Raw genomic sequence first — 26,475 nt, forward strand, 5'->3', positions numbered from 1 at the left:
TGGGGCTGGACCCCAGTTATTCGACAAAAAAGGCCCTGAAAATGCGACACAAGTCCGGAAGGCCAGTTTGACAGGAGGGGGGAAAGCCTTATAAATAAGGGGCGTATTTAGGAGAAATTCATGGCCGATAAGAGTCAAAAGTGGAACGAAAATAAACCAGGTAAAGTGTTCGTCGATCAATCTTGTATTGCCTGCGACGCCTGCGTTCTTACGGCTCCAAAGAACTTCTCCATGCATGAAGAAGATGGCCATGCTTTCGTTTCCAAACAACCAGAATCTCCTGAAGAGCAAGAGTTGGTAAAAGAGGCAATTGAAGGTTGTCCAGTCGAAGCAATTGGCAACGACGGTGACAACTAAGAAAAAAGCTCCCTTAGAGCAAACGATAGCCCTTTTAAAGCGTTATTATCCTGACGCTCACTGCGCTCTAGATCACAAAAATCCATTTGAACTATTAGTGGCAACTGTTCTATCCGCTCAATGTACTGATGAGCGGGTGAACATGGTGACGCCAGCCTTATTTGCAAAGTATCCCACTCCTGAAGCCATGTCGAAATCCCCTTTGAGCTCGTTGGAGACATTGGTTCGTTCCACAGGTTTTTTTAAAAACAAAGCCAAGAATTTAAAGTCTGCGGCGACGGATCTGGTGAAAAAACACGCCGGAAAAATCCCACAGGATCTTGAGGCTTTGGTCGAGTTGGCAGGGGTCGGTCGCAAAACCGCAAACGTTGTTTTGGGTAATGCCTTTGATATTCCCAGCGGCATCGTTGTGGACACGCATGTGACACGTCTGTCGAATCGCCTGGGTTGGGTTAAGACGGAAAACGCGGTGATCATCGAGAAGCAGCTTTGCAAAGTTGTACCTCAGGATGATTGGATTTTATTGTCACACTTGTTGATTTCTCATGGTCGAGCTGTCTGTAAGGCGAGAAAACCGGATTGCGATCATTGCTTCCTTGAGACGACTTGCCCGAAGCGCGGAGTCTAGGCACAATGGTCTCATGTTTGTTTCATTCTTTGAGAGCGTTAAATACGTAGGTCATCTTCTTCCCATTTCATTTCTCAGAATTTTTCTGGGTTATTACTATTTGGAACAAGCTCTTCAGAACTATCGTGGCGATTTTCTAACCCGCCCTCGCATCGCAGATCAAATTGCTGAGTGGTTGCCATCAAGTCACGCGCCAAACTGGTTCAAGATATTTGCAAGTGCACAGATGATTCCAAACTGGCAGACAGTGGCATTTATTATTGTCGGCTTGGAGTTCGCAATCGCCATTTCATACATCATCGGATACGTGGTAAGACCCATGGCTCTGTTGGGTGTGCTTTTGTGTGTCACTATGTTGTTTCTTTCGGGACCGGGGCAGGAGGATTTCTTCAAGACCTTCCTGGCAATTCATCTGATTCTGGCTTGGGTTGGTGCGGGCCGTTGTCTGGGCCTTGATTACTACTTCTTCAAACGCCGACGTGGTATCTGGTGGTAATTGTATGAAAAATTTTATCGTTTTTATTGCGGTTGTATTCCTGGGTCTTTTTTTGGCGATGTTAAATCGTACAGATTCCACTTCCGCAACCGGAAGTGTTCCGACGCTACGGGTGTTTGGATACTCGTCTTTCACAGGAAAATTTGGACCGGGTCCTTTGCTGAAGGCTGAGTTTGAAAAGAACTGCCAGTGCAAGGTTGAATTTATCGAGGGAAGTGATTCCGGCATTCTGTTGCAACGTCTGAAGATTGAAGGCGAGAGTCTTGGTGCAGATCTTGTTGTGGGTTTGGATCAGTTTGACCTGTCCAAAGCCATGAACGAGCAAAAATGGCGTAAGATGAGTCTGGGCAACCTGAATGTTTACGATGCAGTCAAGCCTGCGTTGGGAAATAACTTTTTTGTTCCTTATGACTGGGGCGCTTTGACCTTTGTGATGAGAACAGGCGAGTTGAAGAAAGTACCGGTTAAGATCGATGATCTTTTGGACTCAGAACTGACCAGAAAAATCTCTTTGCAGGATCCTCGCACAAGTTCTCCTGGGATGCAGTTTTTGTATTGGCTGGTTCGAACCAAGGGTGAGGATGAGGCATTCAAGTTCCTTGAACGGTTGATGCCTCAAGTTCACAGTTTTTCCCCGACGTGGTCGGCGGCCTACGGCATGTTCACGAACAAACAGACTAAGATGGTTTACTCTTACGTGACTTCTCCTCTGTACCACGAGATCGAAGAAGGAAAGAAAGACTTCCAGGCCATCGCATTTGAAGAACCTCTTCCCTTGCAATTCGAGTTCATGGGCATTCCGGAGTTCTGCAGACATTGTGAGCTCGCAGAGAAGTTTGTAAATCTGATGCTGTCCAACGATGGACAGAAAATCATTATGGAAAAGAACTATATGATGCCGGTGATGAAAGGTGTGCGTGACGGCACTCCGTTTGCGTCAGTTCCGGAGTATAGAACTTTGAACGAGTTTGAGATCCTGTCCACGTCTGAAGTTGATCGCTTGTTGAAGCGTTGGTCAGAAGTTCGCAGAGGCGCGCTCAATTGAGCTTACGAAATCTCCTTCGCATCTCTTTGCTCCTGTTTCTGGTTTTCCCGTTCCTGTTTCTTGTCGCGCAATTCAGACCTCATGAATTGCCGGACATGGCTGAAGTTTTCTGGGCATTCAAAAACACTTTGTTTCAGGCGGTTTTGTCTGCTCTAGGATCAGTTTTCCTAGGGGTATGGGCATCATTTGGAATATTGAACTTTGCCGGAGGCAAGCATCGTCTTCGCTTGGTATTGGAAGTCCTGTGCCTGATTCCAAGCTTCCTTCCTCCATTATTTATTATTCTTTCAGTTCTTAACATTGTGGATCCATTTCCGGTCGGCTCGATTGGCATCGCATTGATTCATACGGTGATGAACTTTGGATTGGTTGCAGTATTGTTCACCGGGATAGTTGAAAACAAGATTGGCGGAGTGGCGGAGCTTTCCTGGATCGAAGGCTCCAGTCGCTGGCAGTTTATTCGCCAAGGCCTTATTCCGATGCTGAAAAAGGATCTGTGGCTGCTGGGATTGTTTGTTTTCGTGGTTTGCTTTGGCAGTTTCTCAGTTCCTTTGATTGTGGGGGGCGGTAAAGGCACGACGATCGAGGTTTTAGTTTACGAAAAAATCAGATTGTCCAGTGACTGGAGTGGCGCTGTGTTTCTTGCAGCGATGCAGTCTCTATTTATCTTTGCGCTGTCGATGATCGTGGGACGGGGTAAGGGCAGCCCAGGGAAGCGAATCGCCAATTTAAGCATTCTGCGAATGCGCTCGGGCATCGCAATTATTGTCGCGGTTTCGTTGATGTATATCACGGGATACTTTCAGGGCCTGGTTGCGGGTTTCGGCATGATGTCGACATTGTATGAATATCAATCATCCTTGGCCTGGAGCTTTCTGGGTAGTATCTTCATCGGCGTTTCAACCGGTCTGTTGTGCTATGGCGGTTTGATGCTAATTGCATATTGCTGGCCAAAACCCTGGTTTGAAAAGTTTCTGAATGGCTACGTGGCTCCCAGCACCTCATTGGCGTGTTTTGCTTTGCTGATTCTAAGTCCCAATGAAGGAATCTTTCCGTTCTTAAAGATCCCGGTGGCCATGTTGCTATTAAGTTTGAATGGTCTGTTTAGAATGGGTTGGGATAGTGAACTTCGTTCTTTGGAATCTCAGCTGAGCGTTGCGTATGCAATGGGTGCGTCTCCTTCTCAGATCTTTTCTGAAATCATGTTCCCACAGATTTCCGGAAAGGCCGGTGTTCTTGCCGGGATCGGGGCGGTGTGGGCGTGTGGTGACTTTGCTGTTTCCCGTATTCTGGCTCATCGTGATCTTAGTATCGCGATGATGACAGAAACACTGATGTCCAGCTATCGCTTGAATCAGGCAACAGTTCTAAGCTTGCTTATCGTACTTGCGGGATTAATCTGTTTCTTTATTTGTATAGGGGGGAGTCGTGTCCTTCGTAGAAAATTTACGCCGTGATTTCGGCGACTTTAAATTGGATATCCCACGTTGGGAAATTCTGGATCAGGGAGTTACTGTATTGTCAGGACCTTCCGGCTCAGGAAAGACCACTGTTTTCAGAATGCTGCTGGGCTTGGATGAATGCCCTGGAATGAAGTGGACCATTGAAAATCTGGATCTGGCCAAGCTGCGCACACCGGAGCGACGTTTGGGTGTCGTATTTCAAACTCTGGATTTATTCCCACATATGACGGCCCGGGAGAATATTCTGTTCGCGGCGCGTGCTAGAAAAATTTCTGAAGAGAAAGTTCGTTCCCGTCTGAAAGAGCTTACGCAGAATTTAAAAATGGAATCCTTTTTGGATAGACCAGCGGCGGTGATTTCCGGTGGCGAAAAACAACGTGTTGCTATTGCGCGTGCCTTGATGGGCGAGCCAAGACTGTTGCTTTTGGATGAACCGTTTTCATCGTTGGATCAGGAACTTCGCGAGGACAGCCGACGCCTGATAAAGGCGGTGATTGAAAATGAAAAGATACCGACCTTATTGGTCACTCACGATCCGAAAGACATCGAAGTGCTGGCTAATAAAGTTTACTATATCCGCAACGGTTCAATAATTTCTGAAAGCTGAATCTAAATAGTGTATCGCTGAACCATCTCAAGCAGGGCCGTCTTCTTGACGGGTTTCGTCAGATGCTCCGTGCAGCCGGCATCCAATGATTTCTGAATGTCTTCGGCCATGGCATTGGCGCTCACTGCGATAATCGGTGTAGGTTTTAGTTTGTTGACCTGCTCCCATTCGCGAATTTTGCGAGTGGCCACATATCCATCCATCACCGGCATTTGAATGTCCATCAGGATCAGGTCAAAATCCCCACGTGTTGCTTTTTCCACGGCGATCAAGCCATTTTCAGCCTGGACAATGTCGAACGGATACTTCTTAAGGTAAGTCAGCAGCAGGAATCGGTTGTCTTCGGTGTCGTCGACGACAAGAATTCTCCCATTTCGAGAAATATTGGTGGAGATTTTTGAAATCTCCTTGGAATCCGGAGCTACTGGCGGTGCTTCAATAGCGGCTTCAGTTGGAACGAACGGAATAGTGAAACCAAAGGTACTGCCTTTGCCCTCCTGGCTCTCAAACCAGATTCGTCCACCCATAAGTTCAACCAGATTTTTTGAAATAGTCAGTCCCAGTCCACTGCCACCAAACTTACGCGTGATGGAGCTGTCTGCCTGTACAAAGTTTTGGAAGAGCAAATGTTGCTTGTCTGTCGGAATCCCTGTGCCGGTGTCACGAATACGGAAGCGCAAGCAGTGCTTTGATTCGTCTTCAAAATCCACGGTCACAGCGATTTCACCGGATTGAGTAAATTTGATCGCATTCCCGATCAGATTAAACAGAATTTGCCGTAAACGGGTCGGATCACCAATCATATGGGGACGTTCGCCCTCCAGATTCACGGTCAGATTGAAATCCAGATTCTTCTCAGAAGCTTTTTGTTTCAAAATGTCGCAGATATTTTTTGTCGTCGAAACAAGATCGAAAGCGATCTTTTCAATACGTACTTCCCGGGCTTCGATTTTGGAAATATCCAGAATGTCATTGATAAGGGAAAGCAGGTTCTCGCCGGCATTGGCACAAACCTGAACAAGTTGAGCTTGCTCCGGTTTCAAATCAGATTCGGAAAGGATATCTGTAATACCAATGATCGCATTCAATGGCGTACGGATTTCATGTGACATTCTGGCCAGGAACTCGGATTTTGCCTGAGAGGCCTTGACGGCTTGCTCACGGGCTTGAATCAAAGCGTGCTCACTTTGGATTCGGTCCGTAATATCAGTTCCCACGAATACGAATGTCAGATCTTTTGAAGTCCGGTTTGGCAATGCCGCCCAGTTCATCAAAATCGGAATTCTGTGGCCATCAACGTTTGTGATCTCCGCCTGAATACTGTGGCGGGTTTGCAATAGCCAAGTGTAGTTTTTGAAATCAGGCTGAGCATGGATCAGGCTTTTTAGATCGACTTGTGAAACCTGGTTGGGCGAAAGGCCCAAAAGTTTCAAGGCGTATTCGTTGGCCTGGGAAATCATGTATGAAGACTGGCGCCAGTCATCGTGATGCACGACCTTAACGATGAATAGGAAGGCTTTGATGGATTGAATAACGCTATCCAGGAATTCCTTGGATACGGTGGTGGTTTCCAAACGGTCGGCAAGCTGATTGTACTTTGTTACCAGCATCCCGATCTCGTCGCGGGATTGATAGTTGATCTTTTGAGTCAGATTGCTGGTTCCCAGTTTTTCCAGGCGATCCGTCAGAAGCTGGATAGGCTCAACGACTTTACCCGTTGCTGCAAAGGTCGCAAAGAAGAACAGAATGAAAATTAAAACCGCAGCGGCGCTGGATGCGATAGCGATACGATCCAAAACGGCAAAAGCTTCGCTCTCATCGATTTTGGTTTGGATATACCAAAGCTCACCATTCGGCAGATAGATTTTGCCGATGGAGCGAATTACTTTATGGCCGCGATAGTCAGTACCCAGTTCCCGAACCTCACTGAGGTTCTCGATTTTCTTGATGTCTTCATTTCCACGGTTACTTAGGGTCGGAATACTTCCTTCCTGACCAATCTCACTCTCTGCCGCTTCGTCCGTACGGAAGCGGCCCGTGTTGCGCAGACTCCAGTCTTCTCCGTAAATCAAAGTTTCGCCCGTTTGGCCCATACCGTGAGTGGCCCAGGCAAAATTGTCACTGGTGATGCGGTCAATTTCAGAGATGGAAATTTTTAGAATGACAGCCCCGAGGAATTTGCCATTGCGGATGATCGGGGAGGCAACGTAACCAGTGGTAAATTTGACATTCACTGGATCCTTTTCAAAATCCAGAAACAGAGTGGATCCCTCTTGCGCTTTCAGTGCCCAGATAAAGAGATCTTTCAGTTTTTGATTGCCGGTCGTTTCGTCGTATACGGAATCGCCATCGTCAAAGTCTTTACGGGTTGTATACAGTACTCGTCCGTCAGGATTGATCAGAGCCAGGTCGTAAATATTAAAATCCAGGACATAGTTGTCCAGGAGGCGACGAAACTCTGGAAATGAATCCGACTGCTTGTCCATCAGAAGGTTGTCTGTCATCTCGTGGGATGAAATCAGATTTACTGCCATTTGCAGATCGCGGAAGTAATTCTCAATTGAAGTGGTTTTGGCAATACGGATTTGTGTCAAACGTTCATACGTGCTGTCCACGATTGTCGATTCGACAATTTTAAGACCGATCAAAGCAACAACGAAGGTAGCTAAGAATACCGAGACTAGATTGAATAGAAAAATTCTTAAACGTAAAGTCATTTTGTTGCCTTATATCTAGTAGTACCGATTGAATTTGATTCACGCAACGAGTAGTTCCTTTTCTCTCTGAAAACAGGTCGTTTTTTGGTGCTCGTGTTAGGTTTTTGTAACTATAAGAGCAGACAGATTCTTATGCGGTTACAGTGTGCGCGCCTTGTAATTTGTCTTTTGTCTGCGGGGGTGAAATTTTCCCCAAGTATGGTTATTAATAGGAACCACATCATGGGAGGCAACATTGAAGAAAAACTTTCTAGCGCAGGCGCTTTTTACGACGACGTTTATGCTTCATTTGATCTCATGTGCCCAAACGAAGGTCATGGAAGGGGATGCGGCTTTGTTGTCTCCTACAATCTATTACAAACCCACAGTCCATTTTGATGCAGCGAAATGTACCCAAGAAGAGCTTCGCGACATGGTTTCTCCGGCAGACAAAATCCTTACCACGATTTGCGTAAGGGACTTTGATCGATGTCTGATCGAAGGTGCCTGCTTTGTGGATAAAGGCGGGAGTGTTCGTTCTTTCAACTATCATTCCAGGATTAAAAATATTCCGCGCTTTGTGGAGGTGGACTTGCGCCGATGTCCATTTGGTTATGGCGTGAACAATTCCTGTCTGGACCCTTATTACACAATTGCCGCAGATCTTTCGATCTACAAAGTAGGTGACGTGGTATTCGTTCCTCGACTGGTAAATGCACCAATGCCTGATGGCAGTATTCATGATGGATTCGTGGTGATTCGTGATCGTGGTGCCAGAATATTGGGGCAGGGTCGTTTTGATTTCTTCACGGGTTTCTACAATCATGCAGACAAAGACAACATCATAGCTCGTCTGGGATTCGGTGATCCTTATGCACGCTTTGACTATCGGATGGCGACGGAAGAAGAATCTGCTGCTGCTCGTGAACGTCGAGGTTATCCTGGAATAAAGAACACGATTATTGTCAGAGCTCTGGAAGACATATCCAAATTAACTCGCACTACGCCGGAGCAGGCTGTAAGCGAGTAGATAAACGCCAGTCTATTTTGTGTAACATAACCATTGAATATCTATCGTCTTTTTACCCACCTTGGTCCAGTGATCCCTGGACCTTTGTCTAAAAAAATCCAAACTCAAAGTTTAATAAAATCAGGTAGTAAGCGTGGTCCCCGAAAAAAAACTGGACCTAGGTCTAAAGTTTTCTGGACCTTCGTCGATAAGTATTTCGTAACACGTTGGGCTTCCGCGGACCTCTCCTCAAAAAGATTCCTCGGACAAAGTCTCCTGCAAACATGGTCAGTCACCCATGCTGCGGGGGACCTGCTCCAACCAAAATATTTGTATTTAAAAATTTAAGAGTTTTTGAACGAAACAAACAATCGATCATAGTACGTTGTCGGGTTCAAAGGTGTTCTGCAGGTAAGTGGTGCGACCACAGTGCAATCTTTAATCCTCAAAAAAACAGCGTCTTATGGTCAAAACAAATCCCGAGGAGGATCGTAATGGGCTTAAGAATTGCAACGAATACAGCGTCTATCGCTGCTCAGCGTGTATTGTCCACGCAACAGAAAAGAACTGAGCACTCTGCTCAGGCTCTGGCTTCAGGTTCCCGTATCGTAAATGCTGCTGACGACGCCGCAGGTCTGGCGATCTCAGAAAACTTCAAAGGACAATTAAAAGGTATTTCAGCTGCGCGAAACAATGCGAATAACGCGATTTCGTTTGCGCAAGTCGGTGAGGGTGGTCTGAACGAGATCTCCAATATCCTGATTCGTCTGCGTGAGTTGGGTGTGCAAGCCGCATCTGATACTATCGGTGAAACCGAGCGCGGATTCCTAAATAAAGAGACCCAACAACTTCTCCAAGAGGCCGATCGTATTGCCAAAACGACAACGTTTGGTAATCGAAAACTTCTCGATGGATCCGGTGGTGAGCTGGAGTTCCAGGTCGGTGCGAATGCCGGGGAAGATAATATGATTAAAGTAACCTTCGATGCCGATGCTTCTGCAAGTAATCTTGGTATCGATGGTATCGACATGGAAGACAAAGGCGGAGCGCGATCTTCACTCGAAGATATCGATAAAGCCTTGGTGAAAGTCAGTGAGATGCGTGCCGGTTTCGGTGCGACCCAATCTCGACTGCAGTCCACTGTCAGTAACTTGGATATTTCTTACGAAAACCTTTCTGCAGCGAACTCGCGTATCCGTGATACCGATATCGCCAAAGAAACGGCCGAGATGGCTTCTGCCAACATCCTGCAAAACACAGCGGTGTCGGTATTGGCCCAAGCCAACCAATTGCCTAACGTTGCCATGAAACTCGTAGGCTAAGGTTATAATTAGAGATTTAATTTTTAATTAGTTCCTTCAAATTGCGAGGGGGACTCCGGGATAATCTCCCTCTGGAGTAGTCGCCCACAAAAACTACTCTAATTCAGCCCACCCACAGGGGCCCTCGACGGGGTCCTTGTGGGTTTTTTGCGTTTGTACCCCGCCCGCTCTCCGCCACCCCCCGGGGGTATCGGTCATGTGCGCCGCCGGGGACGACTGTACTCTCCCGTCCACAACTCATGGATCTGCTGCTCACTCATTCCACGCAACCTGGTCTTTGAATACGGACGCCCGTTCGCTTCACACTCATTTAACTGTATATAGTTCCGCACAGTCCGATACGCCCGAAACCCTTTCACCACTCTGGTAAATGGCCGGTGCTTCCAAATCCTAACACTCTCCCGCCCTCGCATGGGGGTATCGGTCAACCTTTGCGCAAACTGCCCAGGCACCACACGAAAAAAACTCTGCAGTCGTGATCTGCGACTTGCACGGATTAACAAGTGCACGTGATCGTTCTGTATGGATACCTGCTCGATCTTTACAAAAAATTTCAACGAGTACCGTTTCAACAGAATATTCATCAGTCGGAACACGTGGGGATTGCGAAGGCCTCCACGCATCGTGAATTTATTTATCTTCAACACCAAGTGAATCGGTTTTTTATTTGATAGCGGTCGAGTGCCGCGTCCGAAGGAAGAGTTTCTTAGCGCTCCTCCATAAGAGAGCTTGTGATTTTTAGGTAAATCAAAAGGTTTGAATACGTTCTTCATGGAATCTCCTTGAGAGGATGACCGGTACCCCCGGGATGTGGAGAGAGTGATGCACGTTTGTGGCTGGTGAGAGGAGTGATTGTGTTGAGAGAGGAGAGGAAGGTGTCCGTATAGCGGAAAGACAGAGAGTGGGATCATGACCGATACCCCCGGGACGTGGGTGTTGTGTTCCGGTTGGGATCAGTGGAGTGCTTCTTTAGGATGTATTGGGATCGATTTCCTTAGCTTAGGTCTGATGGACCTTTGTGGGATCCGGGAAATCACTGGACCTTGGTATTGAAAAACCCCCGTTTAAGGCCCAGTTTTCGGGACTATGGTCTAGGTTTGGCTGGATCATGGTCTAGTTTTGCAGGACGCGACTAAAGGCTTCACAGACCTCGCCGAAAGGTATGTCAGAAGCAACGACGAAATCTAAGTCGAAAGAACTCGAGAGCTTCGAAGGGTGTGACTGCCTGACGAAAGTTCGCTTGCAGAGTGATTAGACAAAGGTTGAGTCCCGACGTGTTAAACAGGTCAGCCTAAGTAGGTATAAGGCGGCCAAAATTTATGGGGGTCCCAAATGGGAATGAGAATTTCTACTAATATCGCAGCGGTTAATGCACAAAGAACTCTTCAGGGTTCACAACGTGTAATTAGCAAATCCATGGAGCAATTGTCTTCTGGATCACGTATCAATAAAGCGGCGGATGATGCAGCCGGCTTGGCAATCTCTGAAGGTATGAAATCGCAAATCAGATCTTACAGCCAAGCACAACGAAATGCGAATGATGGTATCTCAATGGTGCAAACTGCTGAGGGTGGCTTGTCTGAAGTTTCCAATATCTTGACTCGTATGCGTGAGTTGGGTGTACAAGCTTCTTCTGATACTATCGGTGATACTGAGCGTGGCTTCTTGAATAAAGAGGTTCAACAACTAAAAGATGAGTCTCAACGTATCACTCAATCTACTAAATTTGGTACAACAAAACTACTTGATGGTTCCGGCGACAAGTTTGACTTCCAAGTAGGTATCGGTAACGACGATTTTGCGGACCGTATCTCCTTCAACGCAGGTGAGACAGACGCAACGACATCTTCATTGGGTATTGATGGTTTCGATTTCAGCTCTAAAGCTGGTGCTCAAGAAGCCCTGGCGCAAATCGATGCTGCGCAAACTCAAGTGAATGGTTTCCGTGCAAATCTGGGTGCCCTTCAAAATCGTCTGACTTCAACAGTGGACAACTTGGGTGTACAGCACGAAAATATCTCTTCAGCGAACTCTCGTATCCGTGATACAGACATCGCTTCAGCTTCTGCTGACCAAGCTCGTAACCAAGTATTGTTGCAAGCGAATACAAGTGTCCTGGCTCAAGCGAACTCGCTTCCAGGCGCAGCAATGAAATTGATCGGTTAATTTTAAATGTTTGATCTGGGAGGGCGCCTCCGTGCTCTCCCGGTACCAACCTACCCAGGGAAAATCATAATGGGTTTCCCTGGGGTACTTAGAGGGAAGGACTTGGGAATGGCCCAAAGTCCAGCTGTTTAAGTATGAGGCAGAAATGCCGATAAGTACCTCATGAATATCAAAGGATTGATTCCCAACATACAGCCCTCCGACATCAAGTCGGTAGACCGCGCAGGGCGGGCGATTCAATCTGATATGGCCCATGACCGAGATGCCAACGGTCAGGAATCTTACCAACAGCAACAAAATCAAAGACCGCCGATGTCCGAAGAGCAGCTTGAAGCCTCGATGGAACATCTTCGTAAGCTTTCCGCATTCAAGGAACATCGATGGACCGTGGAGTTGGAAGATAGCGAAGGCGAAAAGTTTGTACTTGTTAAGGACAATCTTGGAACCTTGATTCGCAGAATTCCCGAAGCTGAGTTGTGGACTTTGCCTTCTGATGATTCTCCTCGAGGGCAGCTTTTAAAGCGATCTGCCTAGCCTCTTTGGAAAAATCCAAATTATTTTAAGTGATAATAGCATTTGATTCCCAGCTTCTGGTCCAGCTATCAGGGGGGATGTCAAAATTTATCCGCCTTATATTTCAATACAGCCTCAAAACCCGCATCCCTAGGCCTTTCGACGGACATTTAATTGACTCACGTTCACTGTATGAATTTGAGACGATTGTTTCATGGCAGGAATACGAATTACAGGCATGGCCTCTGGGCTACCACCAAATATCGTCGAGCAGCTGATGGATGCTGAGCGTATTCCTGTGAAGCAAATGGAAGGAAAGAAGTCCGAGAAGGATGACAGGTTGAAACTTGTCAAAGAACTCGAAACTAAGGTGATGGATATCACCAAGAATCTTTCTGAGCTGACCAACGTTCGCGGTTTTGCGGATAAAAAGTTTACCACAAGCGATAACACGGTCGTTGACGGTCAGCTTGATCCGAATACAGCAATGCCGGGTGAGTATAACTTGGAAGTGGTTGAGCTGGCAGAAAAGCCCGCGGCCATTTCGAATGGTTTCCCCGATAAGAATGAAACGCAAATTGGCACGGGATATATAAAATTTGAAACGCACGAGGGGACTAAGGAAGTCTATATCACGGGCAAGAATTCCACATTGGAAGGTGTGGCAAATCAGATCAACAATGCCGACGTCGGTTTGAAGGCGCAGGTTTTGGAGGATCGCAAGGATAAGGAAAATCCTTTCAAGCTTTTGGTTTCCGGTATGGCGACGGGCGATGATAACCAGGTTGCGTTTCCAAAGATTTATCTTTTGGACGGTGATCAGGACATGTACTTCGATCAGTCCCGCGCTTCCAAGAATGCGAAAGTGAAGATCGATGGTTTTGAAATTGAGCTTCCTGATAACAAGGCAAAAGATTTGATTCCAGGCGTGGTGTTGGATCTGAAATCCGCAGCCCCAGGCAAGAAGATCAGTATGTCGGTGAAAGAGAATCTGGAAGCCATCAGCGGTAAAGTTAAGAACTTCGTTGATGCTTACAATGCGGCTTTGGGGTTTATCCAAAAGCAGAATCAGATTCAGGGCGGAGATAAAAGCGGAAATCCAAAGCTGGGCCCATTGGGCGGTGACGGACTGTTGCGCACGATCGAGAGCTCTTTGCGCTCGGCCATTCTGAATCCGGTCATGGGGGTAGAGTCTCCTATTCACCGGATCAATGAGCTGGGAATTACGTTTAATAGAAACGGTACACTGGAGTTGAACCAGGATAAGTTCAACAAAGTATTGAATGAAAACCCGGTGGGCGTTGGCGCGTTCTTCCGTGGCGACAGTTTTAAAACTGGTTTTGTTCAGGTTATCAAACAGACGGTCACTAATTTGACCAACGGACAATATGGCGGCATCGCCAACCGTAAAAGAGGTTTGGAATCGCAGATCAAACAGATTGATCAGCGAATCGATACCAAAGAAAGACAGCTTCAAAGAAAGGAAGAGGGACTTCGCATGAAGTTTGCCAACCTGGAAACGAAGATGTCAGAGATGCAGGCCCAGCAAGCCAAGTTCGCAGCTATGGCTGCTCAGGGCGCAGGATAGTTTTTGAAGTTAAACAGGACGTTTACTGTTAGTTAGAGGAAGAGGAAACGATGAATAAGAACGCGTATCAAAAATATAAGAATACCTCGGTTCAAAGCGCCAGCAAGGAGAAAATCCTTTTGATGCTGTATGAAGGTGCCATCAAGTTTACGAAACTTGCTGTTAAGGCCATTGAGGAAAAGAAAATCGCTGATCGCGGTCAAAACATCGGCAGAGCCTTCGATATCATCATGGAACTTAATAATACTCTTGATCATAAAGTGGGCGGGGAAATCGCTTCCCAGTTGGAACAACTTTATATGTTCATGATGGAACAATACACGAAAGCCAATATCAGCGGAGATGCGGCACCACTTCATGCGAACTTGAAGTTGCTGAATACTTTGTATGATGGCTGGGTTCAAGCAGTGGAAAAAATTAAAAGAGAAACAGACGACGGAAAGAAAGCGGGTTAATACCATGGAGGGTAACGTGACCAGAATCATCAGCCTGTTGAACGAAAAGAATCATTACCTTGAAAAGTTTTATGCTTTGAATGAGGTAGAGCTTGTGAACTTTGCGCAAGGCTTGTTCGACAATGTGGAGCACTTTTATCAAACGCGTGAGAAAATTCTGGATGTTCTGAAGTATGTTGATTCACAAATCGACAAAGCTCATAACGAAATCAATCCTGACGCTGTAATGACTCAAGAAGATCGTAAACAGATCAAAGAAGCTCTGATGATCAAAGATGAATATGTTAGCCGTATTATTGAGCAGGATATTCAAGTCTTGGCGTGCATCGAGATGGCAAAAAATTCCATCATTCGTGAGCTTCAGGATGTTCGTCGCAATCGTAAGGCAATCGGCGGTTATAAATCCAAGTCGTTTGCTCAGCAATTGGATGAAGAAGCCTAGACCCGGCAATTTTTTCCCGACAAAAAGCTGACGGCAAGGACGGTCTGGGAGTCAAACTCCTGAGCTGAACTTGCCTCAACTTAAATTAAACGCACTTCAAAGTTTGGCATCTGTGTTGCTCTTCTATTTCTTCGGAGGAGATCCATGCAGATGTTGGAAAATCAGATCGTTCAAAAGTCCAGTGATAATATTCAAACCGGCACTTCCGCGGAAACTAACCAGGAAAGTGCAGGCAGAGTCTATTTCGATTCTGTGCAAGCTCTTGCTGACTTTGAATCAGAAACCACAATTAAATCCCAGGAAATTTCAGATCCTCGTATATCCAAGTGTCTGCAAAATGCAGAGGTGCTGTCAAAGCACGGAGAATATCACTTGGCATTGAATCTGTTGCGTCAGGCATGCAACCTGAATTCGAAACATCCCGCAACTCTAAGTATGTTGTCCCGCAATCTTGAAAAGATCGGCAAACATGACGAGGCACTTGTTGCACTGAATGCCTGGAATAAAGTTGATTATGGGTTTGAGAGTCTGGCATTTCTGGCGCATGCCCTGTATCGCATGGGACGTGATCAACAGGCATTGGAAAAGTACTTCGAAGCTTTGTCAGTTTTGACTGAAGAAGATGATCAACTTTTCGAGGTCTATAAAAACATCGGTAATATTTACGTTCGCCAAGGTGATTTCGATGGTGCCGAAGAGTATTACAATAAAGCTTATACTATTAATACGACGTCGGACGTGTTGCTGGTGAATTTCGGCACACTTGAAGTTCAGCGCGGTGACTTTGATAAATCCCTGTACTGCTTCCGTAAAGCGGTGGAAATCAATCCTGACAACGATAAAGCGTGGGTTGGACTTGCAATGGTTCATCAACAATTCGGTGATACTGAGTTGGCCTGGGCGAACATTGAAGCTGCATTGGATATCAATAAGAAAAATCGTACTGCGGTTCATTTAGCCGCTAATTGGGGTCTGCGTGACCGCCAGCTGCATAAAGCTATCGAAGCTTTGCAGGAATACCTTTCGAATGTGGAACAGGATGAGGATATGTCCTTGGTTCTGATCAATTTGCTGTGCACAGCGGGACAAATGGATCAGGCGATGCTTGAAATTGAACGAGTGTTGCTGTGGAACCCCGATCACACCGAAGTTAGAAATCTTAAAAAGAAAATCACACCTACAGTAAAGGCAGCTTAATCATGTCCATGATCACTTTCTCTGAAAATCAGGAATCTTCCCTTATCGCTTTTGAAGCTGGCGTTCCGTTGGCAGCAGTAAACTCGCCACGCGAGGAAGCTTTAAAATGGACGTATTCTTTGGGGCCGATTCCATCGTCACATGTGGTGATCGTCGGACTTGGTTCGGGATTCCATGTTGAAGCTCTTGCTGACATGGACACGAATGTTCAAATCACTATCGTTGATTCCCGTGACTCCCTGGTGCCGGTTTTCAGATCCCAATTTCCGGAATTGGCGGAGCGAGTGGAAATCGTGATCGCCGACAGCGTTCAGGATCTGATGAAGAATGATATCTACGCAGACGTCGTGGCTAATCGCGCATACGTGGTTTCTTTCCGCGAATCGTGGGGCGAACAAATGAATTTGTATGCGGAATTTTTCGGTCATTTGACGGGTCGTACTGTTGAGGCGGTTAAGTACCATCTTCAGGATCTGGAAATGAACATGAAGTCTTTGTACTTCCAAAACAATAACAGCCTTCTTTCAATCAAGGATATTCTTCCGGTGGTTGAGGCATCCCAAGTGGCAGAGGAAAAAAAACAAATCTTCCGCATGCTGGGTGAATTGGTTAAATAGATGAAGATATTGGTCGTCTCTTTATTGCGTCTGGGGGACGTCATCCAGCAACAGCCTCTTTTGAAGGCTTTGCGTAATGAGAATCCTCAGGCAGAAATACATTTGTTGCTGAATCGCCAGTTCTCTCAGGTGGAGAACTTGTTGGGCGATTTGGTCGACAAGTACTTCTATTTCGATCGGGAATCCTTGCAAAAGGGTCTTGGAGAGGCGTCCTATAATATTTTGTGGTCACATCATCAGCTGGAGTCTTTGGTTGAGGAATTGAATCATGAAAATTATCAAAAAGTTTATAATTTTACCCATAACAAGTTGAGCGCCTATTTGCTGGGTGCAATTCAGTCACCAGTGAAGCTGGGGCTGTTTCATGGTGAAGGACGCTTTCAGGGGTTGAATAGTCCATGGTTGCGTTACTTCAATGAGCGATTTTCAGGTACCCAGCCTTCATTGTTTCACTATGTGGAATTGTTGGGGAACTCCTTCGGTCTGCCGGTGGAGAGAACAACAACTGACACTTCTGGAAAAAGCAAAAAGATCCTGTTTCAGTGTCTGACCAGTAACGAAAAGAAGAATTGGTCTTTGAAGCGCTTTAAGGAACTCAAAGAGACAATCGAAAGCTCATTGGTTGACTATAAGGTGCAGATCCTTTGCGCTCCATTTGAAAAAGAAGCATTGCTGAAACACTTTTCAGATTCAGATTTGCTGGTATGTGATCTTAATTTGGCGCAGTCCGCTTTACGCGAGAGCTGTCTTTTGGTTACTGGCGATACCAGTATTAAACATCTTGCAGCTCAGAGTGGTGTTCCGATCATTGAATTGGTTATGGGCAGCAGCGATTGGACCAAGACCGCTGCTTTTTCAAAGAATTCCGAAATTATCACGGCGCAAGTGGCTTGTGCGCCTTGCTCTCACTCTCAAGCTTGTTCGCAAAAATCACAGATTTGTGCCGAGCAAATTTCAGTGGAGCAGGTCTTTGCAGCAGTTTGGGACCGTCTAAGTAAGAAATCTCAGCAAGCAGGCGTCACTTTGCGTGATGTTGAGAGAGTAGCATGGACAATGCAGCTGAATGAGGTGGCGACTGCGGAAGTGATTCCATACGCCAATGCTGCATTAAGATTTACGGAGGAATACTCCAAAGATTCTGTTCGCCGTATTCTGGCGTCTTGCCGGGAAACACAACAACGGAATGAATCCTGGATGGCCCGTCTGGAAAAGGCATTTCCAACCTGGAGTTCCCTGGCTGGAAAGTCGCAACTGAAAAGTCAGGATATCGGGGAGTTTATTCTGGTAGCCCAGGAAATTGTAAAATCAAAACAAGACACGGCTGGGTACTTCCAGTTCGTTGTGGACACTCTTATGGCCCGTTTTTCGAGCACGTTGCAATTTCATGAAAAAATGCAGGGTGCGCTTGCAGAGGTCCGTGGACTTGTACAAGCACGAGGTCAGTTCATTCATTCATTAGAAATAGTTCTCAAGGAAGGGGCCTATTATGCAGCAGGAATTGGACAATTATCTATCGACGGCTTTGAAGAAGTTGGAAGAAGCGTATCGCGAGATCGTGAAGACGCAGCCATATAATCAGGAAGCTGAAACCGTAAAACTTGTTGCTGAACTGGCAAAGGAACAAATTAAAGATGAAAATTCTAATTCTGCAACTCGCTAGACTTGGCGATATCTATATTTCTTGGCCTGCGATTCGTGCGGTTCGCCGTATGTATCCCGATGCAGAGATTCACTTCCTGACGCGTCCTCGTTTTGAGGGGGCTGTTGAAGGTTTGACTGCCATTGATCGCCATCTGACTTTGCCAAGTGGTCATATTCTTGAACCCTTGGTGCAGGAAAATGCAAATACTGAAGAATCCCTGAATCGCATGGAAGAGTTTGTTGAGACCGTGCGGGCCGAAAACTATGATCAGATCATCAATCTGACATTTTCCCCGTTTTCGAGCTATTTGACCCATGCTTTGACGATGCCACATACGTCAGTATTGGGATACACACGCTTCAGAGACGGATTCTTCTGCGCAGCCGATGAGGTCAGTTCTTACTTTTATGCTCAAGTGGGCGTGAACAAGCCAAACCGTGTGCACATTGCCGATATCTTCGCTTCGATGATTGGTACTGAGTATGTGGAGCAGGATTGGGAAGCGCCACAATTGCCAGATGTGAAGATCGATCTTCCAAATTTGTTTTTGACAGTCCACGTGGGAGCAAGTGAAGCGCACAAAGCATTGAATGCTGAAGCGTGGGGACGTGCGCTGGATTATTTCAGTCGTCGCTATCAAGGTATGCCCATTGTTTTGATCGGCGCACCAAATGAGATCGAGATTGCCGGTGAAATTGTTCAGAAGGCACCAAACGCCAACATCGTAAATCTTGTTGGTCGTACGAAAATGCACGAGTTGTTTGCAGTGCTGAAGCGCTCTGAGTTGTTGATTGGCTGTGACAGTGCACCTATTCACATGGCTTCGTTGACCGATACCCCAACTCTGAATATCAGCGTTGGAAATGTAAACTTCTGGGAGACGGGTCCCAAGGCAACATTGGGTCTTATTTACCGAATTGAAGAAGGTCAGGATATCGTGCCTGAACGCATCGGGGAAATAGTTGCGCAGCTTCTGGAAGGCAGCGCGGATCCGGAGCTTATCATGCGTACGCCGGGCCTTGCGAGTTATTCCAAAGTTGAATCGGATCAACAGGAATTCCGCTGGAAGCTGGTTCAGGCGATTTATCTGGGCGGTGAATTCCCAGTGGCTGATCGTATTGAAATTATTGAAGGTTCGATGAAACTGGATGAAATCAATGACTTCATGATGAGCCAATTTGCCTTGATTCCGGAAAAGGGTGTGGATGCCATTGCGCCGTTTATTGACGGTGGCGAAGATGTGATCAAATCAATTAGCCGAATTGTTCCTGAATTGCGTCCTATGATTGATTGGTATCATGCGGAGAAGATCCGCGTGGCACCAGGCACGCAAGAGGAAATTATTGCAGCAACTTTGAGTGTTCATGAGCGTTTTAAACGCCATCTTCGTGTTTATGTTCCTCAGGATGAAAAAATCACGACAGTGGAGGCTGAAGATGGAACGCTTTAAAGTAACGGGTGAAGAGCTTCGCAATTTCTATCAAACCGACACAGTTCTTTCGCGTGTATTTGACGATATTGAAAATGACCTGCGTGAAACGAATGAGGTGGTCTGCCGATTCATCTTGAACGGAATGGAAATCAAGGAGACCGACGAAGCACGCTTTGGCACAGTTTCCCTGAGCGAAGTGGAAACACTCGAGTACATGACAGAAAATAGCAACGATCTGGTGTTGGATGTTTTGCAGGCTTGGATTGCCGCTTTGCCGGAGCTTCAGCAGAAGACGGAAAGTCTTTCCAAGAGAATGCGTACCCAGGGTTTCAGTGGTTTGCTAAAGCCGATTCACGATCTGGTTCAAAACTGCGAGTTCCTGATTGATTCGGTGATGTCATTGAAGATATTGGCGGGGGATCGGTACCTGGTTAGCAGTCCAGTTGATTGGGTCAAGGCGGAGCAAAATAGTAAAACGACGGTTGTTGAAGCGCTTCGTGCTCTGGAAAATAAGGATTTTGTTCTTTTAGCAGATGTCCTAGAGTATGATTTAAACAATGTTCTGCAGATGTGGACTGAACACTTGCAGCACTTGGAGAAGGCGTTCAATGGGGACAGCAGCGGAACTTATCAATCCGAACAAAATAGATCCAATTTTATGGGTCGGAAGCGTATCGCCAATTAGGCTGCCTCATTACTTTCCGTTTCAAAAGCGGGAAGTTGAGATTGTTTTGCGGGCTTCGTTCGACGAGGCCCGTTCGCTTTTGCATTCTCAGAAGTTTTCCTCGATCTTGGTCCAGGACGATGGCACGAATGAGGCTTTCGAACTATTGATTCAGGCTCGTCACTTGCAGCCGATCGCCCCAAGATTTTTTATATCCAATGATCTTAGTGAAGAAAAAGTGCGTCAGGGAATCAACAAAGCCCAGGTGTATCGTTTTATCCGCTGGCCATTGCCAGAGCGTGAAATCTGGCAGCAGTTGGAGGACGCTCTTGAGAAGCACTCCACTTTTTTGTCGCGGTCCCTTCTGTTAAGGGAGTCCTCTTCCCAAAATAAAGAACTGGAAGCTCTGACTCACTCCCTGGAAGGCCTCGTCGATGAGCGAACCCAGGGTATTGAGATGTCGCACAAGGAAGAAAGCGACAAGCTGAACCGCGAGCGCAATTTGGTTCGTTTGATTAAGGATTTGGCGAATCAAAATTCATTTGAGGACGTGTTGGGGATTATCCGCAAGGAACTGCGCAAGTTCCATAAAATCGGTGATCCCATTCTGGTGTATCGCACGGATAACACCAAAACTCATTTTATCAGCTTTCAACTGGGAGCGATGACACAGTCAGAATCATCAATTGATTTTGAGTTCCCAAAAAATGCACAGGTGCCTTCGTCTGATCTGATTCGTCAGTTGGCGAATCATTTTGGACGCCCATTTGCAAAAACCTATGTTGTCCCACTGGAACTGCGTTTAACCAATCACCTGTTGGGCGAAAACAGTGAAGCGATTCTTTGTATCGAGAACTCCCTGAACGAAAAAGAAATGCCTCCTTTTGTGGAATTCATTTCAGATCGCATGCGTCCCCTTGGAATGACCTTGGATCGCGTTCTTTTGGAAAGTCAGCTTTCTGCGTTTTCGTATCGTTGGGAAAAGACCTTTGATGGCATGAGGGATCCAATTGCGATTATGGACGTGGACTACAACGTTATCCGCGCCAATCGAAAATTTTCAGACAGATTCCCAGATAAAAAAATGGCTGGTGAAGCCTCGCCAGCGGCGCAGGCTTTGGCAGATGGTCAGCCTCATGTCGGACAAATTCAAGCAGACGGACGGGTGTATCAGGTGCACAGCTATCCGGTTGTTTTGGATAATGGCGGTAAAGCGACCAATGTTGTGAATCAGTATGTGGATATCACACAGTCCCGCGAGCTGTATCTGCGCATGCTGCAGAATGAAAAAATGGGTGCCATTGGAATGTTGGCTGGCAATATTGCCCACGAGTTGAATAACCCGCTGACCGGTCTGCGCTCGTTGACTCAGGTTTTATTGCAAGAGGCAGAGAAGAACACAAACTTGTACTCCGATCTGGTTGAAATTGAAAAAGCGGCGGCTAGATCGCAACGAATCATTAAAAATCTTCTGGATTTCTCCAAAGGAGAGGATCAGCCGGCCGAAGACATTACTGTTGATGAAATTGTAGAGAGAACGTTGCCGATGCTGAAATCGGCTTTGCGCACTCATAGACTGGAAGTCACTTTGCACAGCATTGAAAAAACTGTGCACGTTGAGCCACACCTTATTCAACAGGTGGTGTTTAATCTGATTAATAATGCGTGTCAGGCGATGAAAGACCCAGGGCGACTTAGAATCAATTCGTTCCACTTCGGAAACCAGGTGGTTTTGGAGATTGAAGACAGTGGCCCGGGCGTTCCTGAAGAGATTCAAAGACGTATATTTGAGCCTTTCTTCACGACAAAAAAAGAGGGACACGGAACGGGTCTTGGGTTAAGTATGTCTAAGTCCGTCATTGAGAAATTTGGTGGCAGTATCACGTATCAAACGGCGCAACCGCAGGGAGCCCGTTTTGTGATTACCTTGCCTTGTAAGTAAGGATTCTTTTGTGAAGGTTCTAATCGTTGATGATGAAGTATTGGTTCGTAGATCTCTTTCCCGTGCCTTCCGTGCCAAGGGGCATGATGTTGTTGAAGCAGAAGACGGTAACCAGGGTCTGGAACAGTGGAAGAAGACATCCCCTGATCTGGTTTTCTTGGACGTTCTAATGCCGGGAATGACAGGGCCTGAAGTTTTAAAAGAGATTGGTGCAGACCGCTCTGGCAAAGTGATTTTGATGTCAGCGTTTGCCGGTGAACACAATATGGAAACGGCTTTGCAAATGGGGGCCGAGATGTTTGTACCCAAACCGTTTGAAGATATTTTTGCCGTCGTAAAGATGGCCGAGGATTTGTTGTCATGAGAATCATTGCAGGGAAGTATCGTGGTCATCAGTTGGTGAGTTTTAAGGCGGATCATATTCGCCCCACCACAGATCGCGTAAAGGAAACCTTGTTCAATAAACTTCAGTTTGAGTTGGAAGGGGCTAATGTCGCGGACTTGTTTTGTGGCACAGGCAACCTGGGAATTGAAGCCTTGTCCCGAGATGCAAAATTTTGCACGTTCGTGGAAAAGAATCCCAAGTCTCTGACGATCACTCGTCAGAATTTCGAAAAGCTTAGAGTTCCGGATTCCCAATATAAAATCATCAGTATGGATGTCATTGCGTTCTTAAAATCCTACTCGGGCGAACCATTTGATATCATTTTTGCCGATCCTCCCTTTACTGAAAAGATGGCTCACTTCGTGGTTGAGGCCGCCAGCACCAGCCAAGCTTTTGGTGCGACCACTTTGATGGCTATAGAATCTGAGCGCAAAGAGCGCATGGAGGATCGCTATGGTCAGCTGGTTCGTTACAGCAAAAAAGAATTCGGCGATAAAATCCTGAGCATGTTCTGCCACGAAAGTGCGTTGGAGCAGGATACGCAGGAAGAGGAAAACGACAATGAGTAGAATCGCAGTCTATCCCGGCAGCTTTGATCCCATTACTATGGGCCACGTGGATATCATCAATCGTGTGGCGCCTCTTTATTCTGAGGTCGTGATATTGGTGGCTCAGTCGGCGCAAAAACAATCCTTGTTCACGGCGCAGGAGCGCAAAGAGCTGATTGAAAAATCCCTGTCTCATTTGAAAAATGTCAAAGTTGATTTCTTCGAAGGTTTGACTGTTAACTACATGCAAAAGCACAAGGCTCAGGTCATTATTCGTGGATTGCGTGCCGTTGTGGATTTTGAATATGAATTGACGATGGCTCAGATCAATAAAAAGATCGCACCAGAAATTGAAACCCTGCTGATGTTTGCCAGTCCGGAATGTTACTATATCTCCTCACGGGGAGTGAAGGAACTGGCAGTGAATGGTGGCGAACTAAACGGTTTTGTACCGGATGTTGTTAAAGAAGCGATTATAAAAAAATTGAAGAAGTAGGACTTTGCCAAATGTTGCAACTTTCCAAACGCGCTTTGAACCTAAAAACATCTCCAACGTTATTTCTGGTTGCGAAAGCCAAGGAGCTTGCGGCGCAAGGCCATGACGTGATCTCTCTGACAGTGGGGGAGCCGGATTGGCCAACCTTCGAAGTGCCGAGCAAAGCCGGTATCGAAGCTATCGAAAAAAACATCACCAAGTACACTCCAGCCAATGGGACGTTGGAACTTCGCCGGGCCATTGCTGAAAAAATTAAGTTTGAAATTGGTCAGGCCTATTCCACCAAGGAAATCACGGTGGCTTCTGGTGCCAAGTTTATCATCTTTGCGGCTTTGCAGATGCTTTGTTCTCCGGGGGATGAGGTTATCGTGGGCGCGCCTTATTGGGTTAGTTATCCCATGATGGTGGAGTTGGCAGATGGCGTTCCACGCATCGTTGAGTGTGGTGAGCGCGAAAACTACAAAATCACTCCCGAGCTTTTGGAAAAAGCGATCAATGCGAAAACCAAAGCTCTTCTGTTCTGTTCGCCCAGCAATCCGACAAGCCTGCTGTATACAGCGGATGAGTTGCGAGCGTTGGCCGATGTCTTAAGAAAACATCCTCAGGTGGCGATTATTTCTGACGATATGTACAACCGCCTGGTGTTTGATGGTTCCAAGGTCGCTCCGCACATTTTGCAAGTGGCTCCGGATTTGAAAGATCGAACAGTGGCAGTGAATGGTGGCTCCAAAGCATACTCGATGACAGGGTGGAGAATTGGCTGGGCAGCGGGCCCGGAAAAGCTGATTACCGCCATGGCGGACTATCAAAGTCAGGCCACGGGATCACCTTCCAGTATCTCCCAGCATGCGGCGATGAAAGCCATTGAACAATGTGAGCCGGATATTGCCGAAGTGGTCGGCAAACTGACTCTTCGTAAAAATTCAGGTTTAGCAGAATTGCGATCTGTGCCGGGCTTTAAGGTTGCTGAGCCAGATGGTGCCTTTTATTTCTGGGTGGATATCAAAGCTCATATCGGGAAGACATTCGACGATCAGTTGATTCGAACGTCCAAGGATTTCTGCGATATTTTATTGGAAAAGTTCTATGTCGCCACGGTTCCCGGAGCGGAATGCGGTATGGATGGTTTCATGCGCCTGAGCTTCGCCGTTTCCGAGGAAACGATGAAGCGTGCTGTGGTTCGCATGAAGGAATTCATCAGTAAACTTGCTTAGTAGATCCAGATTAGCTTTTTAGCCATATCTTTCATTTTGCTGGCATGGACAAGGTAAGCACCTTGTTCCGGAAGGCAGATGATGTCTTTGCGGTAGTCGCAGGATTTGCCCCAGGAATTGCGAACCATGTAGTAGCAGGAATTTCCGATTTTCTTACGACCCACGATAGTGGAAGCGTGGCCTGCACCAAAAATACCACCAACGTCGGTGATTTCAGAAGCATCATACTCCAGAGAAATCAGCTTGCGGCGATTTAGCAACCAGTCGATCTGGCTGTTGATGGATTCAAATGGATGAGTTTTCTTGCTCCATGTCTCGTATTTCAAAGAGTTTGGAATTGGCGTCGCTTTGTAACGGCAGGAGTTGTCCAGGAAGAAGAACACCACATCCTCAAGGCTGACATTTTTATTAGACAGAAGATACTTTCTGATCGTGTCAGGGGAAGTTCCTGGGAAAAAGCCCTCTGCCAGTTGGTTAAAGGACTTTTCGCACAAGTCCACGCATTTGCCTGCGCGAAGGTCCTTCATGCGATTGATTAAAAAAGCCATGCCGTTGTGAACTTTTGTTCTGGAAGACAAATAGACTTCTTTGGTTCCTTGAGAGGGAACGTCCTGCTCTTTGCAGGCATAACCCAGGTCATACATTTTTCTGACGGCCACACCCACCATACCGCCCTCTGGTGTTGTTGTTTTATTAACAACGCCACGGCCGATCTTACCAAGCACAGTGACTTGGCTGGAATAGTAAGCAGACAAATGAAGAGCGGATACAGGAGTGCCCAAGGCCTGACTGATGATGTCTGCAGCTGTGTAACCGTAGCACCAACCGATATCGCCTTGGTCAGATGGAGTGGACATGAAAGTTTTAACATCAGCCGGAAGGCTGTCTCGAACGTCTACATTTGAGCAGTCATTGGAAGCAAAAGCATTCACCTGAAGTGCACAAATGAATGTTGTTAGGATGCTCAAATATTTCATGTAAATTTTCCCCTGCTTTTTGAAGTCCGAGACGTATCGCAAGTCTTCGCAGGTTTGTCTATTCCCAGTGTGACAAATTTGAGCAATGCTGACTTTTTTACTCTATTTGTTTCTGCACTGTAATAACTACATTTCATTCAGGTCACTTGAAGTGGAATGTGAGAGAGGCTAATTTGGTGCCACTCAGGGAGAACAAAATGAAAACGCTTGTTTTGGCATTCGTATTATTGGCGTCAACTGCAGCCTCTGCAGCAACTACTTGCACAGCAGTGACGGAACGTATGAACCTTCAAATGGTTCAAAAAGAAAACTCTGTGGCGATTAAATATCAAATGAATGCGCGTGATTTTGGTAAAACAAATGAAACGGCAGGTTTGACGGTTTTGTTCCAGGAAGGCGTTGCTTATGATGTGCAAGGAACTAACTTGGATGCTTTGAAACAGAATAAGACTGCGTTGACGAAGTTGGTGGTGATGGCAATTTACCGCACGGCTTACTTTGGCGGCGAGGAAGACATGGCCTATGTCGAAGCAGGCGACCTGATCGCAGCTCTTAAGTGCCAATAAATAAAAAA

General features: G+C 46.4%; 27 protein-coding genes. 24 read left to right on the plus strand and 3 right to left on the minus strand.

Annotated elements, in window-relative coordinates; all coding sequences use genetic code 11:
- Nucleotides 1-120: 120 nt before the first annotated feature.
- The 6 genes from AAAA73_RS12510 to AAAA73_RS12535 are packed head-to-tail and all read left to right on the plus strand — an operon-like array spanning nucleotide 121 to nucleotide 4,596.
- Nucleotides 121-357, plus strand: coding sequence for a ferredoxin (locus AAAA73_RS12510; protein ID WP_340598670.1), 237 nt, complete (start codon nucleotides 121-123; stop codon nucleotides 355-357).
- Nucleotides 335-985, plus strand: coding sequence for an endonuclease III (gene nth / locus AAAA73_RS12515; protein ID WP_445292043.1), 651 nt, complete (start codon nucleotides 335-337; stop codon nucleotides 983-985). The genes AAAA73_RS12510 and nth overlap by 23 nt, the downstream gene beginning before the upstream one ends.
- 13 nt (nucleotides 986-998) lie before the next feature.
- Nucleotides 999-1,481, plus strand: a complete 483-nt coding sequence (locus tag AAAA73_RS12520; RefSeq protein WP_340598674.1) for a hypothetical protein — start codon at nucleotides 999-1,001, stop codon at nucleotides 1,479-1,481.
- Nucleotides 1,482-1,485: 4 nt separating this feature from the next.
- Nucleotides 1,486-2,526 (plus strand): thiamine ABC transporter substrate-binding protein, encoded by a 1,041-nt coding sequence (locus tag AAAA73_RS12525; protein WP_340598676.1) that lies wholly within the window; start codon nucleotides 1,486-1,488, stop codon nucleotides 2,524-2,526.
- A complete protein-coding gene (locus tag AAAA73_RS12530) occupies nucleotides 2,523-3,983 on the plus strand; it encodes an ABC transporter permease subunit (RefSeq protein WP_340598678.1) in 1,461 nt (486 codons plus the stop codon). Before AAAA73_RS12525 ends, AAAA73_RS12530 begins: the two co-directional genes overlap by 4 nt.
- Entirely contained in the window at nucleotides 3,955-4,596 is a 642-nt protein-coding gene (locus AAAA73_RS12535) for an ATP-binding cassette domain-containing protein (RefSeq protein ID WP_340598680.1), read from the plus strand. The genes AAAA73_RS12530 and AAAA73_RS12535 overlap by 29 nt, the downstream gene beginning before the upstream one ends.
- Before the next feature lie 2 nt (nucleotides 4,597-4,598).
- On the opposite strand, the gene AAAA73_RS12540 is transcribed toward AAAA73_RS12535, so the two are convergent.
- Nucleotides 4,599-7,313, minus strand: coding sequence for an ATP-binding protein (locus tag AAAA73_RS12540; protein ID WP_340598682.1), 2,715 nt, complete (start codon nucleotides 7,311-7,313; stop codon nucleotides 4,599-4,601).
- A gap of 235 nt (nucleotides 7,314-7,548) precedes the next feature.
- On the opposite strand from AAAA73_RS12540, the gene AAAA73_RS12545 reads away from it, so the two are divergent.
- On the plus strand, nucleotides 7,549-8,322 hold the full coding sequence (locus AAAA73_RS12545; RefSeq protein ID WP_340598684.1) for a 3D domain-containing protein: 774 nt from the start codon (nucleotides 7,549-7,551) through the stop codon (nucleotides 8,320-8,322).
- A gap of 473 nt (nucleotides 8,323-8,795) precedes the next feature.
- A complete protein-coding gene (locus AAAA73_RS12550) occupies nucleotides 8,796-9,623 on the plus strand; it encodes a flagellin N-terminal helical domain-containing protein (protein WP_340598685.1) in 828 nt (275 codons plus the stop codon).
- 194 nt (nucleotides 9,624-9,817) lie between these two features.
- Here the strand turns inward: AAAA73_RS12550 and AAAA73_RS17435 are convergent, their stop codons facing one another.
- Nucleotides 9,818-10,534 (minus strand): transposase, encoded by a 717-nt coding sequence (locus AAAA73_RS17435; RefSeq protein WP_445292033.1) that lies wholly within the window; start codon nucleotides 10,532-10,534, stop codon nucleotides 9,818-9,820.
- 421 nt (nucleotides 10,535-10,955) lie between these two features.
- On the opposite strand from AAAA73_RS17435, the gene AAAA73_RS12555 reads away from it, so the two are divergent.
- The 15 genes from AAAA73_RS12555 to AAAA73_RS12625 all read left to right on the plus strand — a co-directional run bounded on the left by AAAA73_RS12555 (nucleotide 10,956) and on the right by AAAA73_RS12625 (nucleotide 24,924).
- Complete coding sequence (locus tag AAAA73_RS12555) at nucleotides 10,956-11,789, plus strand: flagellin N-terminal helical domain-containing protein (RefSeq protein WP_340598687.1); 834 nt, start codon at nucleotides 10,956-10,958, stop codon at nucleotides 11,787-11,789.
- A gap of 162 nt (nucleotides 11,790-11,951) precedes the next feature.
- Complete coding sequence (locus tag AAAA73_RS12560; RefSeq protein WP_340598689.1) at nucleotides 11,952-12,323, plus strand: hypothetical protein; 372 nt, start codon at nucleotides 11,952-11,954, stop codon at nucleotides 12,321-12,323.
- A 193-nt stretch (nucleotides 12,324-12,516) separates the two neighbouring features.
- Nucleotides 12,517-13,890, plus strand: a complete 1,374-nt coding sequence (gene fliD, locus AAAA73_RS12565) for a flagellar filament capping protein FliD (protein ID WP_340598691.1) — start codon at nucleotides 12,517-12,519, stop codon at nucleotides 13,888-13,890.
- A gap of 50 nt (nucleotides 13,891-13,940) precedes the next feature.
- Nucleotides 13,941-14,345 (plus strand): flagellar export chaperone FliS, encoded by a 405-nt coding sequence (gene fliS, locus AAAA73_RS12570; protein WP_340598692.1) that lies wholly within the window; start codon nucleotides 13,941-13,943, stop codon nucleotides 14,343-14,345.
- A gap of 16 nt (nucleotides 14,346-14,361) precedes the next feature.
- Nucleotides 14,362-14,787: a hypothetical protein gene (locus AAAA73_RS12575; RefSeq protein WP_340598694.1), complete on the plus strand. Its 426-nt coding sequence runs from the start codon at nucleotides 14,362-14,364 to the stop codon at nucleotides 14,785-14,787.
- 144 nt (nucleotides 14,788-14,931) lie between these two features.
- Nucleotides 14,932-15,984, plus strand: a complete 1,053-nt coding sequence (locus tag AAAA73_RS12580) for a tetratricopeptide repeat protein (protein ID WP_340598696.1) — start codon at nucleotides 14,932-14,934, stop codon at nucleotides 15,982-15,984.
- A 2-nt stretch (nucleotides 15,985-15,986) separates the two neighbouring features.
- A complete protein-coding gene (locus AAAA73_RS12585; protein WP_340598698.1) occupies nucleotides 15,987-16,601 on the plus strand; it encodes a hypothetical protein in 615 nt (204 codons plus the stop codon).
- On the plus strand, nucleotides 16,602-18,176 hold the full coding sequence (locus AAAA73_RS12590; RefSeq protein ID WP_340598700.1) for a glycosyltransferase family 9 protein: 1,575 nt from the start codon (nucleotides 16,602-16,604) through the stop codon (nucleotides 18,174-18,176).
- 56 nt (nucleotides 18,177-18,232) lie between these two features.
- Entirely contained in the window at nucleotides 18,233-19,693 is a 1,461-nt protein-coding gene (locus AAAA73_RS12595) for a glycosyltransferase family 9 protein (protein ID WP_340598702.1), read from the plus strand.
- Nucleotides 19,680-20,360 carry a hypothetical protein gene (locus AAAA73_RS12600; protein ID WP_340598704.1) on the plus strand — a complete coding sequence of 227 codons (681 nt, stop codon included), beginning with the start codon at nucleotides 19,680-19,682 and terminating at the stop codon, nucleotides 20,358-20,360. Before AAAA73_RS12595 ends, AAAA73_RS12600 begins: the two co-directional genes overlap by 14 nt.
- Nucleotides 20,284-22,281 carry an ATP-binding protein gene (locus AAAA73_RS12605; protein ID WP_340598706.1) on the plus strand — a complete coding sequence of 666 codons (1,998 nt, stop codon included), beginning with the start codon at nucleotides 20,284-20,286 and terminating at the stop codon, nucleotides 22,279-22,281. The genes AAAA73_RS12600 and AAAA73_RS12605 overlap by 77 nt, the downstream gene beginning before the upstream one ends.
- A gap of 10 nt (nucleotides 22,282-22,291) precedes the next feature.
- Nucleotides 22,292-22,645, plus strand: a complete 354-nt coding sequence (locus AAAA73_RS12610; protein WP_340598708.1) for a response regulator — start codon at nucleotides 22,292-22,294, stop codon at nucleotides 22,643-22,645.
- Nucleotides 22,642-23,235, plus strand: a complete 594-nt coding sequence (gene rsmD, locus AAAA73_RS12615; RefSeq protein ID WP_340598710.1) for a 16S rRNA (guanine(966)-N(2))-methyltransferase RsmD — start codon at nucleotides 22,642-22,644, stop codon at nucleotides 23,233-23,235. Before AAAA73_RS12610 ends, rsmD begins: the two co-directional genes overlap by 4 nt.
- Nucleotides 23,228-23,710, plus strand: a complete 483-nt coding sequence (gene coaD / locus AAAA73_RS12620; RefSeq protein ID WP_340598712.1) for a pantetheine-phosphate adenylyltransferase — start codon at nucleotides 23,228-23,230, stop codon at nucleotides 23,708-23,710. Before rsmD ends, coaD begins: the two co-directional genes overlap by 8 nt.
- 11 nt (nucleotides 23,711-23,721) lie before the next feature.
- Nucleotides 23,722-24,924 (plus strand): pyridoxal phosphate-dependent aminotransferase, encoded by a 1,203-nt coding sequence (locus AAAA73_RS12625; protein WP_340598714.1) that lies wholly within the window; start codon nucleotides 23,722-23,724, stop codon nucleotides 24,922-24,924.
- Here AAAA73_RS12625 and AAAA73_RS12630 read toward each other — a convergent pair.
- The gene (locus tag AAAA73_RS12630; RefSeq protein WP_340598715.1) at nucleotides 24,921-25,901 is read right to left on the minus strand and encodes a hypothetical protein; all 981 of its coding nucleotides are present in this window, start codon (nucleotides 25,899-25,901) and stop codon (nucleotides 24,921-24,923) included. The two genes, AAAA73_RS12625 and AAAA73_RS12630, sit on opposite strands and share 4 nt — an antisense overlap.
- Nucleotides 25,902-26,098: 197 nt before the next feature.
- Between AAAA73_RS12630 and AAAA73_RS12635 the strand changes: the two genes are divergently transcribed.
- The gene (locus AAAA73_RS12635) at nucleotides 26,099-26,467 is read left to right on the plus strand and encodes a hypothetical protein (RefSeq protein WP_340598717.1); all 369 of its coding nucleotides are present in this window, start codon (nucleotides 26,099-26,101) and stop codon (nucleotides 26,465-26,467) included.
- Nucleotides 26,468-26,475: the final 8 nt, after the last annotated feature.

The organism is Bdellovibrio sp. GT3 (assembly GCF_037996765.1).
Lineage (GTDB): Bacteria > Bdellovibrionota > Bdellovibrionia > Bdellovibrionales > Bdellovibrionaceae > Bdellovibrio.